Genomic DNA, 18,874 nt, shown 5'->3' on the forward strand with positions numbered 1-18,874 from the left:
AGCATCAAGGCATGCATCAGGGCACGGACGCGCGCGCCGACCAGGAGACCGATCCGCTCGGCCGCTCGGTCGCCCGGCTGGGGCAGCGGATCCGCGCGCTCCGGCACTCGCAGCGTCTGACGCTCGTCCAGCTCGCCGAGGCCACCGGACTCTCGCACTCGTTCCTCAGCCAGGTGGAGCGGGGGCGGGCACGGCTGAGCATGTCGTCCCTGTTCCGCGTCGCGACGACGCTCGGCACCACCCAGCAGCTCCTGCTCGCCGAGGGCACGGCACCGCCCGCGGGCAGCACGCCGGTCGTGCGGCGCACCGACGAGGGGTCGGCGGCGTCGGCGGGCGGGGGCACGGTCCGTGCCCTCGCCCCCGCCGGGGACCGCCCGTTCGACCCCATGGAGTACACGGGCACGTCACGCGAACCGGGGCCGTACTGGGCCCACGACGAGGACGAGTTCGTCTACGTGGTCGAGGGCGAGGTGCTGCTCGACCTCGACGGCACGCTGGAGCAGGTGGGCCCGGGCGACTCGGCCTTCTACCGCGCCGGGACCCGCCACCGCTGGGCCAGTGCCGACGGCGGCGCCTACCGGCTGCTGGTGGTCAAGCAGCGACTCGCGCCAGACGCCGGCTGAGCCCGCGCGCCACCGCGCGCTCGTCGGCGGTCACCAGCCGGCCGTCCCGCACCACGACGCGCCCGCCCACGACGACGTGCCGCGGCCGACGGCCGGGCGCGGCCCAGAGCAGGCCCGCGACCGGGTCGGCCACGCCGGCGTCGGCCACGCCGGAGACGTCCCACACGCACAGGTCGCCGGCGGACCCCGGCGCGATCCGGCCGAGCTCGGGCCTGCCGAGCCCGTCCGCCGCGCCCGCCGTGGCGGCGTCCAGCACCTCGCGCGCCGCGAGCTGGCGGCCCACCAGCGCCGAGACCTGCATCGCCAGGCGGGCGTCCGCGAGCAGGTGGCCGGCGTCGTTCGAGCCGCCACCGCTCGTACCGAGGCCCACGGTGACCCCGGCCGCCAGCAGCCGTGCGACCGGCGCGACGCCCCAGCCCATCGGCACGTCGCACCCGGGGGCGTGCGTCGCGGACGCCCCGGACGCCGCCACCCGGTCGATCTCCTCGTCGGTGACGTCGCACAGGTGCGCCACCGTCACGTCGGGTGCGAGCCAGCCCCACTCGTCCAGCAGGTCGAGCGGCCGCCGGCCGTACCGCTCCAGCGCGACCGCGACGTCGACCTGCTCGTTGGCCTGCGTACGCCGCCGCAGCCCGCGCTGCTGGGCCACCTCCGCGAGCAGCCGGAACGTCGCCTCGCCGTCGCTGTGGACGCCGGCCGGGCCGACGGCGACCTGCACGCGGCCGTCGGCGCGCACGCCGCCCGGCGCGCCACCCACCAGCGCGTCGGCGACGGCGTCCGCGCTCAGCGCCGCCGTCTCGGCGTCGTCGCCCGCGGTGCCCCGCACCAGGACGAGGCGCGCCCCGAGGTCGTCCGCCGCGGCGGCCGTCGCGCGCGCGAGGTCGGCGGTGGCGGCCGGGTCGAGCCCCGCCGGCCATGTGAGGTGGTGGTCGGCGACGGTCGTGACCCCGCTGAGCAGGGCCTCCGCCAGCCCGGCGCGGGCCGCCGCGCCCACGAGCCCCGCGTCGACCCCGGCGCGCCGGTAGGCGGCGGCCATCAGCGCGAGCCAGTCGCGCATGGGGACGCCGCGGGTGCCGGGCAGCGTACGGAACGCCGTCTGGAGCAGGTGGTGGTGCGCGTTCACCAGCCCCGGCGTGACCACGCAGCCGGTCGCGTCGAGCACCTCGACGCCGGTGTCGGACGAGGCGCCGAATGCCTGCGGGGCACCGGCGCCGTCCGCACCGGTGCGGATCTCCAGCACCCGTCCGTCCGCGCCGATCACGATGTCGCCCCCGGGCTCCTCCGCACCGGACCACGGCCCGGCGGCCGGGCCGCCGGGCTTGGCACCCGCCCCCTGTGCGGGGGTGCCCGACCCGTCCGCCCGGGCACCCGGACCCGTGCGTACCGCGAGCGCCCCGCGCACGACCAGGCGCGGCACGGCACGGTCCGCGACCAGGCGCGGGGCGGCCGCGTCCGTGACCGGACGCGACACGGCCCCGCTCTCGTCCGGCGGCGACCCCGCACCGGCCTCGCTCACTCGCGGTCCCGGGCGCCGAGCGCGCTCGCGCCGTCGGCCGGCGTCGTGAACCGGGACGCCTCGACGAGCGTCCGCGCGAGCTGCGCGACCGCACGCTCGAACAGCTCCTTGCCGGCCTCGGCGGTGGCGGTGGTCGGGTCGCCCACGTGGCCGTCGGGACCGAAGTCGCTCGACAGCCAGCCGAACGACGTGGGCCGGCCGAAGCCGATCTGCTCGTAGGCGAGCAGGCCCTCGGGCACGCGGCGTTCCGCGAGGTCCATGTGGACCAGTCCGGGGCGCAGGTGCAACATGAGGGAGGTCTCGCCGTGGCCGCCGTGCACGCCGAGCCCGTGCTCGTCGCCGGAGGCCGGGACGCCGCCCTGGTCGCGCGGCATCGAGACGTGCGCGAAGAACGTGCGCAGCCCGAACCGGCGCCGCAGCTCCCGGTTGGCGACCTGGCCGAGCGCGGAGTTGCCGCCGTGCCCGTTGACGAACATCAGCCGCGTGATGCCCGACGCGGCGAGCGAGCGGCCGACGTCGACCAGGACGCGCATGAGCGTGTCCCACGAGAGCCAGACCGTGCCGGGGAACCCGGCGTGCTCGTCCGACTTCGTGTACGCGAGCGGCTCCAGCAGCACGACGGACGCCGCGCCGGAGGCAGCGACCGACTCGACGGCGGCCGACGCCGCCTCGGTGGCCGTCACCAGGTCGGTCGAGACCGGCAGGTGGGGCCCGTGCTGCTCGATCGCCCCGAGCGGGAGCACCGCGACGGTGTCGGGGGGCAGGGACTCGATCTGCCGCCAGGTGAGGTCGGCGAACCGCGGGGCGGCCATCAGCGCACCCCGATGTTGACGCGGGTGTCCACGGGCGGGGCGTCGACCAGCTTGCCGGGGTTGAGCAGACCCTTCGGGTCCATGGTGCGGGCGGTCTCGCGGGCGAGGTCCACGTTGCGGTCCACGTACCACTGGTGCGGCGAGTGCACGCCGAGACCCAGCGCCTCCAGCCGCTCGATCCCCGCGAGCGTGTGCTCCTCGGAGACGTAGTCCGCGACGACCATCGCCAGGGGCGCCCTGCCCATGAGCTCCAGGTGGAGGTGCACGTCGCCGTCGTAGACCGCGCGGACGTCGTCCGGGCGCTCCCAGTGAGCGAGGCCGCCGGTCTCCATGTGGAACCACGTGTGCTCGGGGTGCGCCTTCTGCAGGTAGTACACGGGGTGGTTGTAGGACATCGAGGAGAGCTTGTCCGTCTCCGCGTAGTCCGCGAGCGTGGCCACGACGTCGCCGCCGGCGGCGACCACGCGCGCCTCGATCTCCGCCACGGTCGACGCCTCGGCGATCACGCGCAGGCTGTGCCGTGCGGCATCGAGCGGCACGGGCGCGGGCAGGCTCGGCACGAGGGCCGGCGGGTCCGCCGACGCCAGCCGGGGCAGCACGGGCAGGTCGAGCAGCGAGCGGTGCACGCTCGTCATCGACGCCCAGTCGTCGAAGGCGGCGTAGACGGCCACCCAGTCGCGGGCCGGGTCCGTGGCGATCTCCAGCTCCACGATCACGCCCGTCACGCCGTAGACGTGCACGTACGGCGTCACGTCCGGGCCCGACACCGTGAAGGTGGTCCCGCTGCCGTCCATGGGCGCCACCGTGACAGACAGCACGAAGCCGTCGGAGGTGGACCCGTGCTCGATCGTGCCGGTGCCGGCCGATCCCCCGCCGACGAACCCGCCGATGGTCGAGCCCTTGGTGGACGGGTAGATCCAGATGTCGCGGCCGGCCGCGCGCGCCGCGACGTCGATCGCGGTGATCTTCGCGCCCGCCCCTGCGGTCACCGTGCCCGAGTCGTTGACCCGGATGGTGTCCAGGCCGCGCAGGTCCAGCACGAAGCCGCCGTCGAACGGCGTCGCCTGGCCGTAGTTGCCGGTGCCCGAGCCGCGGGGCGTCACCGGGACGTCGTGCTCGTAGGCGATCCGCAGCACCTCGGCGACCTCCGCCGCCGAGCGGGGGCGGACGACGGCGTCGGGCAGGTACCGCCCGGCCGGCACCTTCTCCTGGAGCACGGGTGACATGCGGGACCAGTCGGAGGACGTCTTGAGCAGCAGCTCGGGGTCGGTGGAGACGAGGTCGGGGCCGAGCCGGGCGGCGATCTCGTCCGCGGCGCGCGCCGCCCGCTCGGGGCCGGCCGGAGTGCCGGCGGGGGTGGTGGTCGTCATGGTCAGCTCCCCATCGAGATCGAGTCGTCGGTGAACTCGTTGGTGTACAGGGACTCCGGGTCGATGTCGGCGGAGTCGATCTGGCCGGCGTCGACGAGGATCGGGCCGAAGGTGTCCACGATCTCGGCCATGCGGTCGGGGTCGATGCGGCCGAACACGCCGGAGGCCGGGTCGTCGGTGACGAGGTCGAGGTCCTTCATCGTCTGCACCGAGTAGTCCGCCACCCCGAGCGAGTAGGTCCAGCCCGTCTGGTACTGGTCCACGAGGTCGACGATCAGCTCGTTCGTGGCCTCCGGGTCGTCGAGGTAGTCGAGCTGCGCCTGCTGCATGATCGGCACCAGCTTGGCGAGGCAGTCGGCGTTCTCCTCGACCTTGTCGGCGCGCACGGCGAGCGCCTCGGGGTAGACCGAGTAGCCGACGTCGGACAGGAGCTGGTACCCCACGGGCTTGCCCCACTGCGGGATCTCGTTCTCGTAGATGTAGGGCTCCGCCGTGGCGAACCCTTGCTGCAGGATCGCGGGGTCGGAGACGAACCGCTGCGGCGTGCCCTCGTAGCTGAGGTCGATCTGAGCGTCCTCGATGATGTCCTGCGAGGCCAGCAGACGCGGGAAGACGTCGCCCGCCGACACGAGCGGGTCGCCGCCCGCGGCCGCCTCCTCGATGGTGGTCGCGCCGTCGTGGCTGGCCGGGTCCCACATGACGATCTGCGGGCTCACGGTGAGCTGGGAGGCCACGGTGACGACGGGGTTGTCGGCCAGGGCGGTGATCTGGGCGTCGGTGGTGACGGCGCCGAGCATGATCGAGTCGTCCAGGTACATGAGCGACGGCACGGGCTGGAAGTTGACGTTCGGTCCGCCGGGGCGCACCTCGACGTCCACCCCCGTGTCGACGCCCTGGGCGACGAGGGAGCCGGTGACCGACTTGGCCTCGGTGTCCACGGTGCTGTCGGGGCCGACCAGGGAGTACATCGCGCCGTGCTCGGCCTCGGGCTGCCAGTCCTGCTGCAGCACGACGGTCTCGGGGCACACACCGGACAGGTCGAGCGGCCCGTCGGCCTCGGCGGCGGGCACGTCGATCGGGGCCGCGCCGCCCGCCTGGTCGGCGGTGCCGCCGCCGCAGGCGGTCAGGACGAGGAGCGGGACGGCGGACAGCGCGACCAGGGCGAGGTGTCGGGGTCTGGCGAGGAACATGGGGACTCCTGGGTTGGGTGGGGCGTGGGGGCGCGGTGGGACCACCCGGTGCGTGGGGGACGCACCGGGCGGGGGTCGTGACGGGCGGGCGCGGGTCGGTGTCAGGCCCCGCGTCCGTACCAGCGGCCGATGACGGCCCGGTCGAGGGCGGCGAACACGGAGAACACCACGACGCCGAACAGGGCGGTCAGGATGATGGCCATGAACAGGGCGTCCATGTTCAGCCGCAGCGTGTAGGTGCGCAGCAGACCGCCGATGCCGGGCGAGCCCTGCTGGAAGAAGAAGTCGCCGACGATCGCGCCGATCACGCTCAGGCCCGCCGCGTTGCGCAGGCCCGTGAAGATCGACGGCAGCGCCGCCGGGAACTGGAGCTTGAGGAGCCGCTGCGCACGGGTGGCGCGGTTCAGGGTGAACAGGTCGTGCGCGGCCGCCGAGGCGGACTGGAGCCCGAACAGGGTGTTCGCGATCATCGGGAACAGGGCGATGATCACGCACACCACGATGCGGGCGCTGAACCCGTAGCCCATCCAGATCCCGATGAGCGGCGTGAGGGCGAGGATGGGGATGGTCTGCAGGATCACCGCGTACGGGTAGAGCACCTTCTCGACCCAGCCCGCCTGCGCCATGACGACGGCGTACCCGATGCCGAGCACGACGGCGATCCCGAGCCCGGACAGCGCCACGCCGACGGTCTGCCACAGCGCGTCGAGCATGGGCACCATGACGTTCGGGTTGCCGAGCGTGGTGCCGAGCACCTGGTGCAGCGGGGGCAGCAGGAACCGGCGCTCGGGGCTGAGCACCAGGTAGGTCACGGCGTACCAGACGGCGACGATGCCCCCGACGGCGGCGAGCAGCGGCCCGACCCGGCTCCCGGCGGCGAGCAGCCGCCGCCGGGCCGACGACGTCCGGGCGACCGGGCGCGGTGCGGCCTCGTCCCGGGGGCGCGCGGTGCGCTCCTGCACCGTCGCGGCGCTCACGAGTGCTCCCCGAGGGCCGCGGAGACCTCACCGGTGAGCGCGGCGAAGCCGGCGTCGTACCGGAGCTCGGGTGGGCGGGGGTAGGACCAGGGCACGGGGATGTCGGCCACCACCCTGCCGGGTCGCCCGCTCATCACGACGACGCGCGTGGACAGGTAGACCGCCTCCGACACCGAGTGCGTGATGAACAGGCCGGCGAAGCTCTTGAGCTGGAAGAGGCTCTGCAGCTCGGTCTGCATGCGCAGCCGGGTGATCTCGTCGAGGGCGCCGAACGGCTCGTCGAACAGCGCGAGGTCCGGCTCGGCGACCAGCGCGCGGGCGATCGACACCCGCATCCGCATGCCACCGGAGAGCTGGCGCGGGTGCTGCTTCTCGAAGCCGGACAGCCCCACGAGGTCGAGGGCCTCCTGCGCGCGGCGCCGCCGGTCGGGCTTCGCGGCGCCGCGCAGCTCGCCGACCAGCTCGACGTTGCGCAGCGCGCTGCGCCACTCCAGGAGCGTCGGTTCCTGGAAGACGTAGGACGTCGAGGTGGCGTTCACCTCGATGCTGCCACCGGTCACGTGGTCCAGCCCGGAGGCCAGGCGCAGCAGGGTGGACTTGCCGCACCCGGACGGGCCGACGACGGAGACGAACTCCCCGGCCGTGACGGACAGGCTCACCCCCTCCAGCGCGACGGTGCCGGTGGGGAACGCCTTGGTCACGTCGTCGAGCACGAGCGTGCGCGTCATGGACTTCGGCCGTGGGGTCGTCGTGGTCACTGTGCTCACTGGTGTCACCTCACGAGCAGGTCGGGATCGGGTGTCTCGGTCGCGGCGGGCCGGTCCGCGGACCGGGTGGGCGCGGCGAGGGCGAGGGCGCGGTGGACGCGGGTGTCCGCCACCACGCGACCGCCCGTCAGGACGACGCGTACGTGCTCCCCGCCGGCCAGCACGTCGCCGAGCGGTACGTCGGGCACGAGGACCAGATCGGCCCGGTCCCCCGCGGACACGCCCGCCGGCGGCAGCCCGAGCACCGTGCGCGCCCCGGCCGTCACGGCGTCCAGCGCCTCGGCGGCCGTCAGGTGGCCCGCGGTCATGAGCAGCGACGTCGTCTCGAACGGGTCGCCCGTACCGGCCGGGTTGAACGGGTCGCGGAGGTTGTCGGCGCCTGCAGCCAGCGGCACGCCCGCGTCGAGCAGGGCCCGCACGGCGGTCAGCCCGCGCGGCGGGAGGTGCGTGGCGTCGCGGCCCTGGAGATAGAGGTTGGTGATCGGCAGCGTCACCACGCCGAGGCCGGCACGCGCCAGCAGGTCCACCACGGGGGCGAGCCGGTCGGGCGGCAGCGAGCCGAGCCGGACCACGTGGCTCGCCGTCACGCGCTGGGTCAGCCCGCGCGCGATCACCTGCCGGGCCAGCTCGACCACGTCGAGCGCGCCGTCGGCGGGCAGCGCCGTCTGCTCGTCGGCGTGCAGGTCCACCGGGAGCCCGGTGCGCTCGGCGAGGTCGAGCACGCGCGTGACCTCCGCCCGCGGATCGGGGGCCAGGTGCGGGCAGCCGCCCAGCACGTCCACGCCGCGCGCGGCGGCCTCGGCGAAGACGGCGTCCGGCGTGTGCGACCCGCCGAGCAGGCACACCTGGAGCGTCACGGACCCCGCGAGCTCCTCGCGCAGCCCGAGCAGCGCGTCCAGCATGCGCAGCGGGTCACCCTCGGCGGGCGCGTCGACGTGGGTCCGGACGGTCGTGATGCCACGCGCGGCGTACCGTTCGACGGCGGTCCGGGCGCGGCGCAGCACGTCGGCACCGTCGATGCCCGGCGCGAGCTCGCGCCAGCGGGCGACGGCCCCCACCAGGTCCTCCCCCGTACCCGGCGGCACGCGGTCGGCGGTGAGCGCCTTGTCGAGGTGGGCGTGCGGCTCGCACGCGGCGGGCAGCACCCGCCAGCCGGTGGCGTCGAGGTGGACGGCGGCGCCGTCCGCGGCGACGCCCGCGGAGGACCGGAAGGTGCCGGCCGGGCTGCCCGGGCGGGGCGGACCGGCTGGGCCGGTGCCGACGCCGGTGCTGGTGCCGGTGCTGGTGCCGGTGCCGGTCGCCGATGTCGCGACGACCCGGCCGTCGGCGATCTCGACGTCGACGAGCGTGCCGGCCGGTGTCCGGACCCCGCGCAGCGCGGCGACGCGCGTTCCGGCGAGCCGCGTGGCGCCGTCGGGCAGGCCGACGGGAACGTACCCGGGCTCGGTCTGGTGCTGCACACTGCCTCCCCTCCTGCGCTCACGGGAGCAGAATGTTGATCAGAGGAACATTCAGAACGCTAGGGGTGGCCTGTTTCGGCTGCGTGTCCGGTGCGGCGCGGGTGTGTGAACGTCGGCGCGCGGTGCGCCAGGCGGACGGCAGGGCGGTGGGAGCCGGCGGACGTGCTCGCCCGGGGCGGGCGGGCCTCGCGGGGAGGCCCGCCCGCGTCGAGGTCAGGCGTCGGCAGCGGCCGGCGCGGCCCGCAGCTCGTGCAGGCGCGAACCGTCGGTGCTGATGGTGGCGGTGGCAGTAGCGGCCGCACCGATCAGGCAGATCACCGCGCAGTACACGACGACGGGCCAGATCTGCCCGCCCACGAGGGCGACCAGTCCCGTGCAGACGAACGGGGCGAGGCCACCGCCCAGCGTGTTGGAGATCTGGTACCCGATGTTCACACCGGTCGTGCGGGCCTCGGGGTCGAACATCTCGGCCAGCATCGTCTGCAGGGTGGCCTGCATCGCCACGCCGGGAATCACGAAGCCGACGATCATGCCCACCCAGATCAGCACCAGGTTGCTCGTGTCGAACAGCAGGAACGCCGGCCAGACCAGCAGGGCGAACCCGACGCAGCCCGCGATGTACACGGTCCGCCGTCCGACCCGGTCGGACAGCGCGCCGTACGCGGGCGCCACGAAGACCTGCAGGACGCCGACGATCATCGTCCCGGCGAACCCCTGCCAGGGCGGGATGTCGTTCTCGTTGACCAGGTAGGCGATACCGAACGTGAGCACCACGTACCCGGCGATGCTCTGCGGCAGGCCGATGAGCACGCCCATGATCGCGTTCCTGGGGTGCCGGAACACCTCGGCGACCGGGTTGGTGCGCACCCCGGCGTCCTCCTGGGCCTTCCTGGTCTCCTTGAACTCGTCGGACTCCTCGAGCCTGCTGCGCAGCACGATCGCGACGATGGCCAGCACGAGCCCGAGCACGAACGGGATGCGCCAGCCCCACGTCATGAACCAGGACTGCGGGCCGAGGCCGAGACCCGCCATGAGCCCGGCGGAGGCGACGTTCGCGATCCCCGCGCCGCTGATGAGGAACGCGCCGTACATGCCGCGCCGGCCCACGGGGGCGTGCTCGACGACCATCGTCGCCGCGCCGCCCATCTCGCCGCCGACGAAGAAGCCCTGGCACATGCGGAAGAAGATCAGCAGCAGCGGCGCGGCGATGCCGATCGACGCCTCCGGCGGGATGAGCCCGATGCCCGCCGTGGCGATGCCCATGCCGACCACGGTGATCATCAGCGTCGCCTTGCGGCCGACCCGGTCACCGACGTGGCCGAAGACCAGGCCGCCGACCGGGCGCAGGAAGAACCCCACGGCGAACGTCGCGAACGACGAGAGCTGCGCGACGATCGGGTCCTCACCCGTGAAGAACACCGCGGGGAAGACCGCCGCCGACGCGAGACCGTAGAGGTAGTAGTCGTAGTACTCCATGAGCGTGCCGATGGCACCGCCCGCGATGGTGCGCTTCTGCGTGCCGCTGAGCGGCTGTGTCGCCGTACCCGCCACAGGAACCTCCGGGGGTCGTCGGGTGAAATGTGGTGCGAGTATGGCGACCCTCGGCCCCGGCGTCTACGGCGTGGACGGCATGCGTCACCTCGGGACCTGGGCCTGACGCCCGGCCCACGGGCTGAGAAAGTCGGACCATGGGTACCGAAGACGGGACGCGAGCCGCCTGGGCCGCCGCATCACGCAAGTACGAGATCGAGTACGCCGAGCACCTGGAGCGGGCCCGGACCGCGCAGCTCCTCCCGGCGGAGGTCGCGGCGCTGGGCGGCCTCGTCCCCGGCGCCGACGTCGTGCACCCCATGAGCGGCCACGGCCTGGACGACGTCGCGCTCGTGCACCTGGGGGCTCGCTCGGTGCACGGGCTCGACTACAGCGACGCGGCCGTGTCGAGCGCGCAGCGCCGAGCCGACGAGCTGGGCGTGCCCTGCCGGTACACGCGCGCGACCATGCCGGACAGCGGCCTCGACGACGGGTGCGCCGACCTGGTCTACACCGGCAAGGGCGCGCTGATCTGGCTGGCCGACCTCGACACCTTCCTGCTGGAGACCCGCCGCCTGCTGCGACCGGGCGGCCGGTTCTACGTGTACGAGGCGCACCCGCTGGTGCCGCTGTGGACGTGGGACGCCGATGAGGCGCGGCTGCGCACCGATCGCGGCTACTTCGCGCCCTCGCACGTCAACGACACGTTCCCGGGAAACGGCGCCGTGGAGCACCAGCGCACCCTGGCGGAGATGGTCATGGCGTGCCTGCGGGCCGGCTTCACGATCGAGCACCTGAAGGAGCACCCCGAACCGTTCTGGCAGCCGGACCGCCTCTCGGCAGCCGCCTGGGACGGCCGGTTGCCGAACACGTTCAGCCTGCTCGCGCGGCGTCCATGAGCACGGGTGGAGGGCTCCCGGGCCGACGCGCGGCAACCGGCCCGGCACAATAGGTGGCCGTGACCGGCACCCCCGACCCCCGCGCCGCCGGCCTGCGCCGGACGGTCCTGGTCGTCGCGCTCCTGAACCTCGCCTACTTCTTCGTCGAGTTCTCCGTCGCGCTGTCCATCGGCTCGGTCTCCCTCCTCGCCGACAGCGTCGACTTCCTGGAGGACACGGCCATCAACCTGCTCGTGCTCGTGGCGCTGAGCTGGCCGCTGGCCCGGCGCGCTCTCATGGGCAAGGTCATGGCCCTGGTCATCCTCGGTCCGGCCGCGGTGGCGGCCTGGGAGGCGGTGCAACGGTTCGCCGCGCCGACGCCGCCCGACGTCGTGCCGCTCGTGGTGGCATCCCTCGGCGCGATCGTCGTGAACGGCACCAGCGCCTGGCTGCTGGCGCGGGCGCACCACCACGGCGGGGCGCTCGGTCGCGCGGCGTTCCTGTCCGCCCGGAACGACGTGCTGGTGAACGTCGCGATCATCGCCATGGGGCTGGTCACCGCGTGGACGGCGTCCGGGTGGCCCGACCTCGTGCTGGGCTGCGTGATCATCCTGCTCGCCCTGCACGCCGCCCACGAGGTGTGGGAGGTCAGCGAGGAGGAGCGCCTGGCGGCGAAGGCGCTCGACGGCGAGGACCTGGGCTGACGTCCCCGGCCGGGGGCATGGCGCGACTGCGGGCTACGGCTGCCCGATCCGCTCCCCGTCGACGTAGACCTCGACGTCCGCGCTCTTCTCCGGCCAGAAGCAGACCAGACCCGTGACCCCCGCCGCCTCGCGCAGCGGTGTCTCGTACCCCCAGACCACGTCGGGCACCCGGACCCCGCCCACGGCCAGGGCCCAGTACCGCGCCGTCCCCTTGTACGGGCAGTAGCTCACGGCGTCGGTCGGGCTCAGGAGGTCCATCCGCACGTCGACGCGCGGCAGGTAGTAGCGGGGCGCCAGACCGGTCTCGGTCAGGACGACGGGCCGGTGCGAGTCGGCGACCACCTCGCCCCGCACCACCACCCGCACGTGCCGGCTGGAGTGCAGCGTGTCGACCCGGACGTACGGGCTGCGGGCATGGAAGTGGATCACCTCGTCCTCCTCGAGCCAGGTGTCCATGGCCGACCAGGTCAGCGTGTACGACCCGCGCATGCCCTCGACCGGCGCCTCGGGGTACCGCTGGGCGGCGCCCGGGAGCACACGATCCCCGAGCACCACGTCGAACAGCTCGCTGCGCCCCAGCACCCGCGAGGGCTTGCCCGGTCCGGCCGGACGCAGCTGGGCCCTGACGTGGCCCGGCGAGAAGAAGTACCGCGGGGCGTACGAGTACTCCCACACCAGCAGCGGCACGGCGGCGTCGGCGACCACCTCGCCGGCGCTCAGGGCGCGGATCCGGGTCAGGCCGCGCTGGACCGTCCCGGGTTCGATGGCGAACGGGTTCTGCACGATGTCGGGCACGGGTCACCTCTCGTCGTCGGCCGCGCCGCGCCGCGCCGGGGCACGGCGACCGGCGCCTCACGCAGAGCCCAACTCAGCGCGCAACCTGGATATTTCACCCCGGCGGACTTGTGTGTGCGCAGATTCCGACCTACGGTAGACGTACTAGTTCGTCTACATGCGGACGCGGGCGGCCGGTCCCACCGGGCCGGACTACCGCACCATCCATGACAAGGAGCAGGAACATGGCTGACAGCATCTACACCGCCGTCGCGACCTCCACCGGCGACGGCCGCGCCGGAGGCCGTGCGGCGTCCGACGACGGCGTGCTCGACCTCACCCTCGCCGTCCCCACGGCCATGGGCGGACCGGGCGGGGGCACCAACCCCGAGCAGCTCTTCGCCGCCGGCTGGGCATCCTGCTTCCACAGCGCCCTCAAGGGTGTGGCCGCCGCGCAGAAGATCACGTTCAGCGACTCCGCCGTGATCGCCGAGGTGGGCATCCAGCCGACCGAGGACGGCGCGTACGGGCTGAGCGCCGCCCTGCACGTGGAGCTCGCCGGCGTGGACCAGGCCACGGCCGACAGCCTGGTCGAGGCCGCGCACAAGGTGTGCCCCTACTCGAACGCCACCCGCGGCAACATCCCCGTGACGATCGACGCCACGGTCGCCTGACCCCTCGCCCCGTGGCGGTGGCTCGGGCCGCTGCTCGCACACCCTCAGGCCCTGCTGTCCTGAGCGAGCCGGCTTCGGTCACTTGAACCGCGGCAGACCACGTGGTCGGTCCCTTGCCGCGAGATCGGTCAATTAAAGTGCCGATCTCGTGGCAAGGGACCGACGCCGCGTGCAAGGTCGGAGCAAGCGACCGACGCCACGTGCAAGGTCGGAGCAAGCGACCGACCCCGCGTGCAAGGTCGGAGCAAGCGACCGACGCCACGTGCAGGGTCCAAGCAAGCGACCGACCCCGCGCGCAGGGTCCAAGCAAGCGACCGACCCCGCGCGCAGGGTCCAAGCAAGCGACCGACCCCGCGCGCAGGGTCCAAGCAAGCGACCGACCCCGCGCGCAGGGTCCAAGCAAGCGACCGACCCCGCGCGCAGGGTCCAAGCAAGCGACCGACCCCACATACCAGGACGCCCGTCAGCCCACCGGCGAGCTCGCGCCGGGCCGTTGCACCCCCGCCGCGCGGGCCGCGCGACGCGACAGGTCGGCGAAGGCATGCCGCAGCTCGGCCGGGCCCACCACCTCGATCTCGGCGTCGAACCGGGCCAGCGTCGCCGCCAGTGCGGCCCAGGTCCACGACCCGGCCACCAGCCTGGTCCGGTCGGGGCCGAGCGGCTCGACCACACCGTCGGCGACGAACGGCGCCACCCGTTCCGCCGGCAACGCCAGGATCACCTCACCCTGGCAGGGCCACCGGTCCGCCCCCTCGGAACCCTTGAAGCGCGCCGAGAGGAAGGCCGCCACGTCTCCGCCCGGCACCGGCCGGGGCGTGAACCGCGGACCGTTCGGCACGCGGAGTGTCATCCGGTCGACGCGGAGGACGCGCCAGTCCTCGTGCTCCGCCGACCACCCCACGAGATACCAGTGCCCGTGCCGCACGACGAGGTGGTGCGGCTGCACGCGGCGGGCCGGACGGGCGTCGTCGTCCGCGCGTCCGGGCGAGCGGTAGTCGAACCGCAGCTCCTCGGCGGACCGGACGGCGGCGCTCAGCGCCAGCAGCACGTCGGCGCCGACGTGGGCGTCCCCGGCGGGCTCCACCGCCGTGACGTCGAGCGCGTCGACCCGCTGCCGCAGCCGGGAGGGCAGCACCTGCCGCACCGTCGCGAGGGCACGCGCCGCGGCCTCCTCGATCCCGGCACCGGTCACCACCGCGGAGCGCAGGGCGACGGCGAGCGCCACGGCCTGCTCGTCGTCGAACAGGAGGGGCGGCAGCTCGCTGCCCGCCTCCAGCCGGTAGCCACCCTCAGGTCCGCGGACCGCCTGGACCGGGTAACCCAGCTCACGCAGGCGGTCGACGTCGCGCCGCACGGTGCGTTCACTGACGCCCAGCCGTTCCGCGAGCCGCTCCCCCGGCCAGTCGCGGCGCGCCTGCAGCAGCGACAGCAGGGCCAGGAGGCGGGACGACGTGGTGGTCGAGGATGCGATCGGCACGAGATCCAGACTGGCACGAGTACCGGACGTTCCCTGTCCGGAACCGGTGACAGATTGAGGAGCACCGCCGGGGATCCCCGGCGACCGATCCCCTCTGTGAAGGACCGAGCACCATGTCGATCAGCACTGTCACCCACCTGAACTTCCACGGCCAGGCCCGCGCGGCCCTCGAGTTCTACCACTCGGTGTTCGGCGGGCAGATCACCGTCACCACCTACGGCGACTTCGGGATGCCGGCCGAGCTGCCGGGCGCCGCCAACGTGGTGTTCGGCCAGGTCGTGGCCGACAGCGGCTTCCGGGTCATGGCCTACGACGTGCCCGGCGAGGACCGGCCGGTCGCGGCCGGCACCACGCGCCGGGAGAACGGCACCACGCTCACCGAGGAACCGTTCTTCGTGTCGGTGCGGGGCGAGACCGCGGAGGAGGTCAGCGCCCTCTGGGAGCGGCTGGCCGACGGCGCCACCGTCGTCGAGCCGTACGGGCCGTCGCCGTGGGCGCCGGCCTTCGGCATGCTGACGGACCGGTTCGGCGTCACCTGGATCCTCGACGTGGCGGCCGAGGGAGCCTGAGGCCGGACCTGATGGTCCCGGCCACGAACGCGTCGACGCCCGGCGAGCACACGGCTCGCCGGGCGGGAGCGCCTGCCCGGGACCCTGGTCCACACGGCCGCGTGGCCGCCCCGGCGCGCGGCTCAGGCGTGCGGTGCGTCGCCGCCCCAGCGCGCGATGTCCTCCTCCGTCACGGTGACGGGACCTCGTGCGGGCTGGGTCATGCGGATGTGGTTGCCGAACGGGTCCCGGAACGCTGCGTCGACGCCGTAGGGCTGCTGGGTCGGCAGCTCCGTGAACTCGACGCCGAGGGCGCTGAGCCGCTCGTACTCCGCCTGGCAGTCGTCGGTGTTGAGGATGCAGGCCACGCCGAGCGCGCCCTTCGTGAGCAGGTCGCGCACCTGCGCGGCCGACTCCTCGCTCAGCGCGGGCGGCGCGGGAACCTCCAGCAGCAGGTGCCGGTCGGGGTCTGCGGGCAGCGCGACGGTGAGCCAGCGCATGAAACCCATGTCGACGTCGGCGCTCACCTCGAAACCGAGGGTGCCGACGTAGAAGTCGAGGGCCTCCTGCTGGTCGAGGACGCGGACGGCAGTGATGGCGATGGATGTGAGCATGCCGCCAATCTAGGGTCGGCCCCGCCGCGGCCGCTTCTCCGAAATCGCTCGATCAGCGCGCGCCGGCAGGCCGGGTCCACGCCCGCGTGAAGCATCCGGGCGCGAGCAGCGGCGCCGCGGTCCGCCGGTAGGTGGTCGGGGACGCGCCGACGATGTCGTGGAACGCGCGGCTGAACGTGCCGAGGCTCTGGAACCCGACGGCGACCGACACCTCGGTCACGGGCGTCGCGGTGTCCCGCAGCAGCGCCATCGCCCGCTCGATCCGGCGCCGCTGGAGATACCGGTGCGGTGTCTCGCCGAACGCCGCCTTGAACGCGCGGATGAAGTGCGACGGCGACACGTGGGCGACGGCGGCGAGCGCCGCGACGTCGAGCGGCTCCGCGAAGGAACGGTCGATGGCGTCACGCGCGCGCAGCAGGCGCCGGTTGTCGGCCTCGCGCGCGGCGGTCGCGCGGCCCCGCGCCAGGCGGGCGGGCGGCGCGCCGGACGGCGTCGTGCGCGTCGTGATGGCCATGGCACCAGGGTAGGGCCGGCTCCGCCTCCGGCAGGATGCGCTCAGCTCACCCGTTCCTGCCGGGTCCAGCCGGACCACCCGCGCTCCGCGAGCAGCGCCTCCAGACGACGGCCCCCGGGCACGGAGTCGAGCGCGATCGAGTCGAAGAGCTCGACGAGCCCCTGCTCCATCCCGCGTGCGGACTCGTCCGCCCAGTCCGCGTGCCGGTCGAGCAGGGCCGCCACCTTGTCCGCCACACCGGGCAGCCGGGGGTCGTCGGGCGCCCAGTCGACCCCTTCCCCGATCGCCCGGAGCACGGCGACGAACTCCTCGTCGTCGAGCAGCCGGCTCTTGGCCGCCATCGCCTGCGCCACCTGCTCGGGGGTCAGGACGGCCAGCGAGAGGATCCAGCTGTCCCGCTCGATCTCGACGACCCGCTCGGGGATACCGAGCTCACGCCACCGGTCGAGGTAGGCGGCGCCCTCCGGCGGAAGGGCCAGGCTGTCCCCCGCCGCGAGCCGGGCGATCCGGTCCCGGTGCCGTTCCCGTTCCTCGATCTCCGCGCGGAGCCGCGTGTCGATCTCGGCGACGGCTGCCGCGAGCTCGGCCTCGTCGGCCCGCAGCAGCTCCTGCACCCGCGCCAACGGCACCCCGGCGTCCGCGAGGATCTTGATCCGGATCAGGTCGACGGCGGCCTGCGCACCGTACCGCCGATATCCCGAGTGGTCGCGGGCGGGCTCGGGGAGCAGACCCTTGGCGTGGTAGTGCCGCACTGCGCGCGTCGTCACCCCGGCGTACGACGCGAGCTGGCTGATCGTCAGCATGTGCCCAGTCTCCTCTCCCGAGCCTGCCGCCCGGACTACCGAACCGGCACGACGGCGAACTGCCGCCGCGCCCAGAGGTATCCGCCCAGCCCGATCACCACGCACCAGCCGACGGCGAGCCAGCCGTCCGCCCCGGCCGGGGTGCCGGCGACCAGTGCCCGGAGCGTCTCGATGACGGGCGTGAACGGCTGATGCTCGGCGAACTGGCGCAGCCCCGCGGGCATCTGGTCCGTGGGGACGAACCCGCTGCTGACGATCGGCAGCACCATCAGCACCAGCGGGGTGTTGCTCGCCGTCTCGACGCTTCCCGCGGCCAGCCCCATCGCGACGGTCAGCCACGTGAACGAGAACGCCAGGAGCAGCACGAGCCCGGCGGCAGCGAGCCAGTCGGCCGGCCCGGCGTCCGGCCGGAACCCGAGCAGCAGCGCGAACCCGACCATCACCGAGAGCGCGAGCAGCGTGCGGACCACCGCGCCCAGGACGTGTCCGGCGAGCACCGACGTCCGGGCGATGTCCATGGTCCGGAACCGGTCGAACATCCCTCCGGTCCGGTCGATCGCGACGGCGACGGCGGTGCCGTTCGCCACGCTGGACACCGTCATGACCCAGATGCCGGGCACCAGGTAGGCCAGGTAGTCGGCGCGCGTGCCGCCGCCGTCGACCGGGAGGCCGGCACCGAGGGTGCCGCCGAACACGTAGACGAACAGCAGCAGGAACACGACCGGGATCGCGACCAGCATGAGGGCCAGCGACGGGTACCGGCTCAGGTGCCGCAGGTTGCGGCGCAGCATGGTCAGCGAGTCGCGGACGACGTACGTGGCGCTCATCGTGCGGTCACCCCCTGGACGCCGGCCTCGTCGCCCGTCGGGGCGTGCCCGGTCAACGCGAGGAAGACGTCGTCGAGGTTCGTGCTCTCGCCGGGGACCTGCGCCTTGAGCTCGGCCGGCGTCCCCTCGGCGACGAGCCGCCCGCCGTCCAGGACGCCGACCCGGTCGGCCAGCGCGTCCGCCTCGTCCAGGTACTGGGTGGTCAGGAGCACGGTGACGCCGTCGGCCACCTGGTCCCGGACCACCTGCCAGACCTCCCGGCGGCTGCGCGGGTCGAGCCCGGTGGTGGGCTCGTCCAGGAAGATGAGCCGCGGCCGGGTGATCAGGGTCATCGCCAGGTCCAGCCGGCGCTTCATGCCGCCGGACCAGGTCAGGGCGCGGCGGTCGGCGGCGTCCACCAGGTCGAACCGGTCGAGCAGCGCCGCGACGTCGCGTGCGGCGTCGACCCGGCCGAGGTGGGCGAGGTCAGCCATGAGCCGCAGGTTCTCCCGGCCGGTGAGGAACGGGTCGATCGCGGAGAACTGGCCGGTGACGCCGATCCGTGCCCGGACGAGCGCGGCCGACCGCCGGACGTCGTGGCCGCCGACCCGCACCACGCCCGCGTCGGCGGTCAGGAGCGTGGACAGGATGTTGACCATCGTCGTCTTGCCGGCGCCGTTCGGCCCCAGGAGCACGTACACGGAGCCGGCGGCGACGACGAGGTCCACGCCGTCGAGCACACGATGGTCGCCGAACGACTTGCGGAGCCCGGCGACCTCGATCGCGGGGGTCCCGGTGGTGCTGTCTGCTGTGGTCATGACCGCAGCGTGCAGGGTT

At 73.9% G+C, this 18,874-nt stretch carries 20 protein-coding genes; 5 read left to right on the forward strand and 15 right to left on the reverse strand.

Annotated elements, in window-relative coordinates; all coding sequences use genetic code 11:
- The first annotated feature begins 11 nt into the window (after nt 1-11).
- A complete protein-coding gene (locus ACO229_RS14780) occupies nt 12-623 on the forward strand; it encodes a helix-turn-helix domain-containing protein (protein ID WP_397409685.1) in 612 nt (203 codons plus the stop codon).
- Here ACO229_RS14780 and ACO229_RS14785 read toward each other — a convergent pair.
- From ACO229_RS14785 to ACO229_RS14820, 8 genes are all read right to left on the reverse strand, one after another.
- A complete protein-coding gene (locus ACO229_RS14785) occupies nt 592-2,139 on the reverse strand; it encodes an amidohydrolase family protein (protein WP_423461949.1) in 1,548 nt (515 codons plus the stop codon). The two genes, ACO229_RS14780 and ACO229_RS14785, sit on opposite strands and share 32 nt — an antisense overlap.
- Nucleotides 2,136-2,951, reverse strand: a complete 816-nt coding sequence (locus tag ACO229_RS14790) for a creatininase family protein (protein ID WP_423461950.1) — start codon at nt 2,949-2,951, stop codon at nt 2,136-2,138. The genes ACO229_RS14785 and ACO229_RS14790 overlap by 4 nt, the downstream gene beginning before the upstream one ends.
- Nucleotides 2,951-4,321 carry an FAD-binding oxidoreductase gene (locus ACO229_RS14795; RefSeq protein WP_423461951.1) on the reverse strand — a complete coding sequence of 457 codons (1,371 nt, stop codon included), beginning with the start codon at nt 4,319-4,321 and terminating at the stop codon, nt 2,951-2,953. Before ACO229_RS14795 ends, ACO229_RS14790 begins: the two co-directional genes overlap by 1 nt.
- 2 nt (nt 4,322-4,323) lie before the next feature.
- Nucleotides 4,324-5,511, reverse strand: coding sequence for a hypothetical protein (locus ACO229_RS14800; protein WP_423461952.1), 1,188 nt, complete (start codon nt 5,509-5,511; stop codon nt 4,324-4,326).
- 101 nt (nt 5,512-5,612) lie between these two features.
- Entirely contained in the window at nt 5,613-6,488 is an 876-nt protein-coding gene (locus ACO229_RS14805; protein WP_423461953.1) for an ABC transporter permease, read from the reverse strand.
- Entirely contained in the window at nt 6,485-7,216 is a 732-nt protein-coding gene (locus ACO229_RS14810; protein WP_397429894.1) for an ABC transporter ATP-binding protein, read from the reverse strand. Before ACO229_RS14810 ends, ACO229_RS14805 begins: the two co-directional genes overlap by 4 nt.
- A gap of 44 nt (nt 7,217-7,260) precedes the next feature.
- Complete coding sequence (locus ACO229_RS14815; protein ID WP_423461954.1) at nt 7,261-8,715, reverse strand: amidohydrolase family protein; 1,455 nt, start codon at nt 8,713-8,715, stop codon at nt 7,261-7,263.
- Between the two features lie 213 nt (nt 8,716-8,928).
- Complete coding sequence (locus ACO229_RS14820; protein ID WP_397429893.1) at nt 8,929-10,266, reverse strand: MFS transporter; 1,338 nt, start codon at nt 10,264-10,266, stop codon at nt 8,929-8,931.
- A gap of 137 nt (nt 10,267-10,403) precedes the next feature.
- Here ACO229_RS14820 and ACO229_RS14825 point away from each other — a divergent pair, with 137 nt between their 5' ends.
- Nucleotides 10,404-11,144 (forward strand): class I SAM-dependent methyltransferase, encoded by a 741-nt coding sequence (locus ACO229_RS14825; RefSeq protein ID WP_423461955.1) that lies wholly within the window; start codon nt 10,404-10,406, stop codon nt 11,142-11,144.
- A 59-nt stretch (nt 11,145-11,203) separates the two neighbouring features.
- On the forward strand, nt 11,204-11,827 hold the full coding sequence (locus ACO229_RS14830; RefSeq protein WP_423461956.1) for a cation transporter: 624 nt from the start codon (nt 11,204-11,206) through the stop codon (nt 11,825-11,827).
- 33 nt (nt 11,828-11,860) lie between these two features.
- Here the strand turns inward: ACO229_RS14830 and ACO229_RS14835 are convergent, their stop codons facing one another.
- Nucleotides 11,861-12,622, reverse strand: a complete 762-nt coding sequence (locus tag ACO229_RS14835; protein WP_423461957.1) for a DUF427 domain-containing protein — start codon at nt 12,620-12,622, stop codon at nt 11,861-11,863.
- Nucleotides 12,623-12,846: 224 nt separating this feature from the next.
- On the opposite strand from ACO229_RS14835, the gene ACO229_RS14840 reads away from it, so the two are divergent.
- The gene (locus ACO229_RS14840; RefSeq protein ID WP_397409664.1) at nt 12,847-13,275 is read left to right on the forward strand and encodes an organic hydroperoxide resistance protein; all 429 of its coding nucleotides are present in this window, start codon (nt 12,847-12,849) and stop codon (nt 13,273-13,275) included.
- A 463-nt stretch (nt 13,276-13,738) separates the two neighbouring features.
- On the opposite strand, the gene ACO229_RS14845 is transcribed toward ACO229_RS14840, so the two are convergent.
- Nucleotides 13,739-14,752: a helix-turn-helix transcriptional regulator gene (locus tag ACO229_RS14845; RefSeq protein WP_423461958.1), complete on the reverse strand. Its 1,014-nt coding sequence runs from the start codon at nt 14,750-14,752 to the stop codon at nt 13,739-13,741.
- Between the two features lie 113 nt (nt 14,753-14,865).
- On the opposite strand from ACO229_RS14845, the gene ACO229_RS14850 reads away from it, so the two are divergent.
- Entirely contained in the window at nt 14,866-15,321 is a 456-nt protein-coding gene (locus ACO229_RS14850; protein WP_423461959.1) for a VOC family protein, read from the forward strand.
- A 122-nt stretch (nt 15,322-15,443) separates the two neighbouring features.
- On the opposite strand, the gene ACO229_RS14855 is transcribed toward ACO229_RS14850, so the two are convergent.
- Genes ACO229_RS14855 through ACO229_RS14875 form a run of 5 tightly spaced genes read right to left on the reverse strand, consistent with a single transcriptional unit; the run spans nt 15,444 to nt 18,855 of the window.
- Nucleotides 15,444-15,914 carry a VOC family protein gene (locus ACO229_RS14855; protein ID WP_397409658.1) on the reverse strand — a complete coding sequence of 157 codons (471 nt, stop codon included), beginning with the start codon at nt 15,912-15,914 and terminating at the stop codon, nt 15,444-15,446.
- Between the two features lie 52 nt (nt 15,915-15,966).
- A complete protein-coding gene (locus ACO229_RS14860) occupies nt 15,967-16,428 on the reverse strand; it encodes a helix-turn-helix domain-containing protein (RefSeq protein WP_423461960.1) in 462 nt (153 codons plus the stop codon).
- A 41-nt stretch (nt 16,429-16,469) separates the two neighbouring features.
- On the reverse strand, nt 16,470-17,231 hold the full coding sequence (locus ACO229_RS14865; RefSeq protein ID WP_397429885.1) for a MerR family transcriptional regulator: 762 nt from the start codon (nt 17,229-17,231) through the stop codon (nt 16,470-16,472).
- Between the two features lie 35 nt (nt 17,232-17,266).
- A complete protein-coding gene (locus ACO229_RS14870) occupies nt 17,267-18,058 on the reverse strand; it encodes an ABC transporter permease (protein ID WP_423461961.1) in 792 nt (263 codons plus the stop codon).
- Nucleotides 18,055-18,855 (reverse strand): ABC transporter ATP-binding protein, encoded by an 801-nt coding sequence (locus ACO229_RS14875; protein ID WP_423461962.1) that lies wholly within the window; start codon nt 18,853-18,855, stop codon nt 18,055-18,057. Before ACO229_RS14875 ends, ACO229_RS14870 begins: the two co-directional genes overlap by 4 nt.
- Nucleotides 18,856-18,874 lie beyond the last annotated feature (19 nt).

The sequence above is a fragment of the Promicromonospora sp. MS192 genome (assembly GCF_049532985.1).
GTDB lineage: Bacteria > Actinomycetota > Actinomycetes > Actinomycetales > Cellulomonadaceae > Promicromonospora.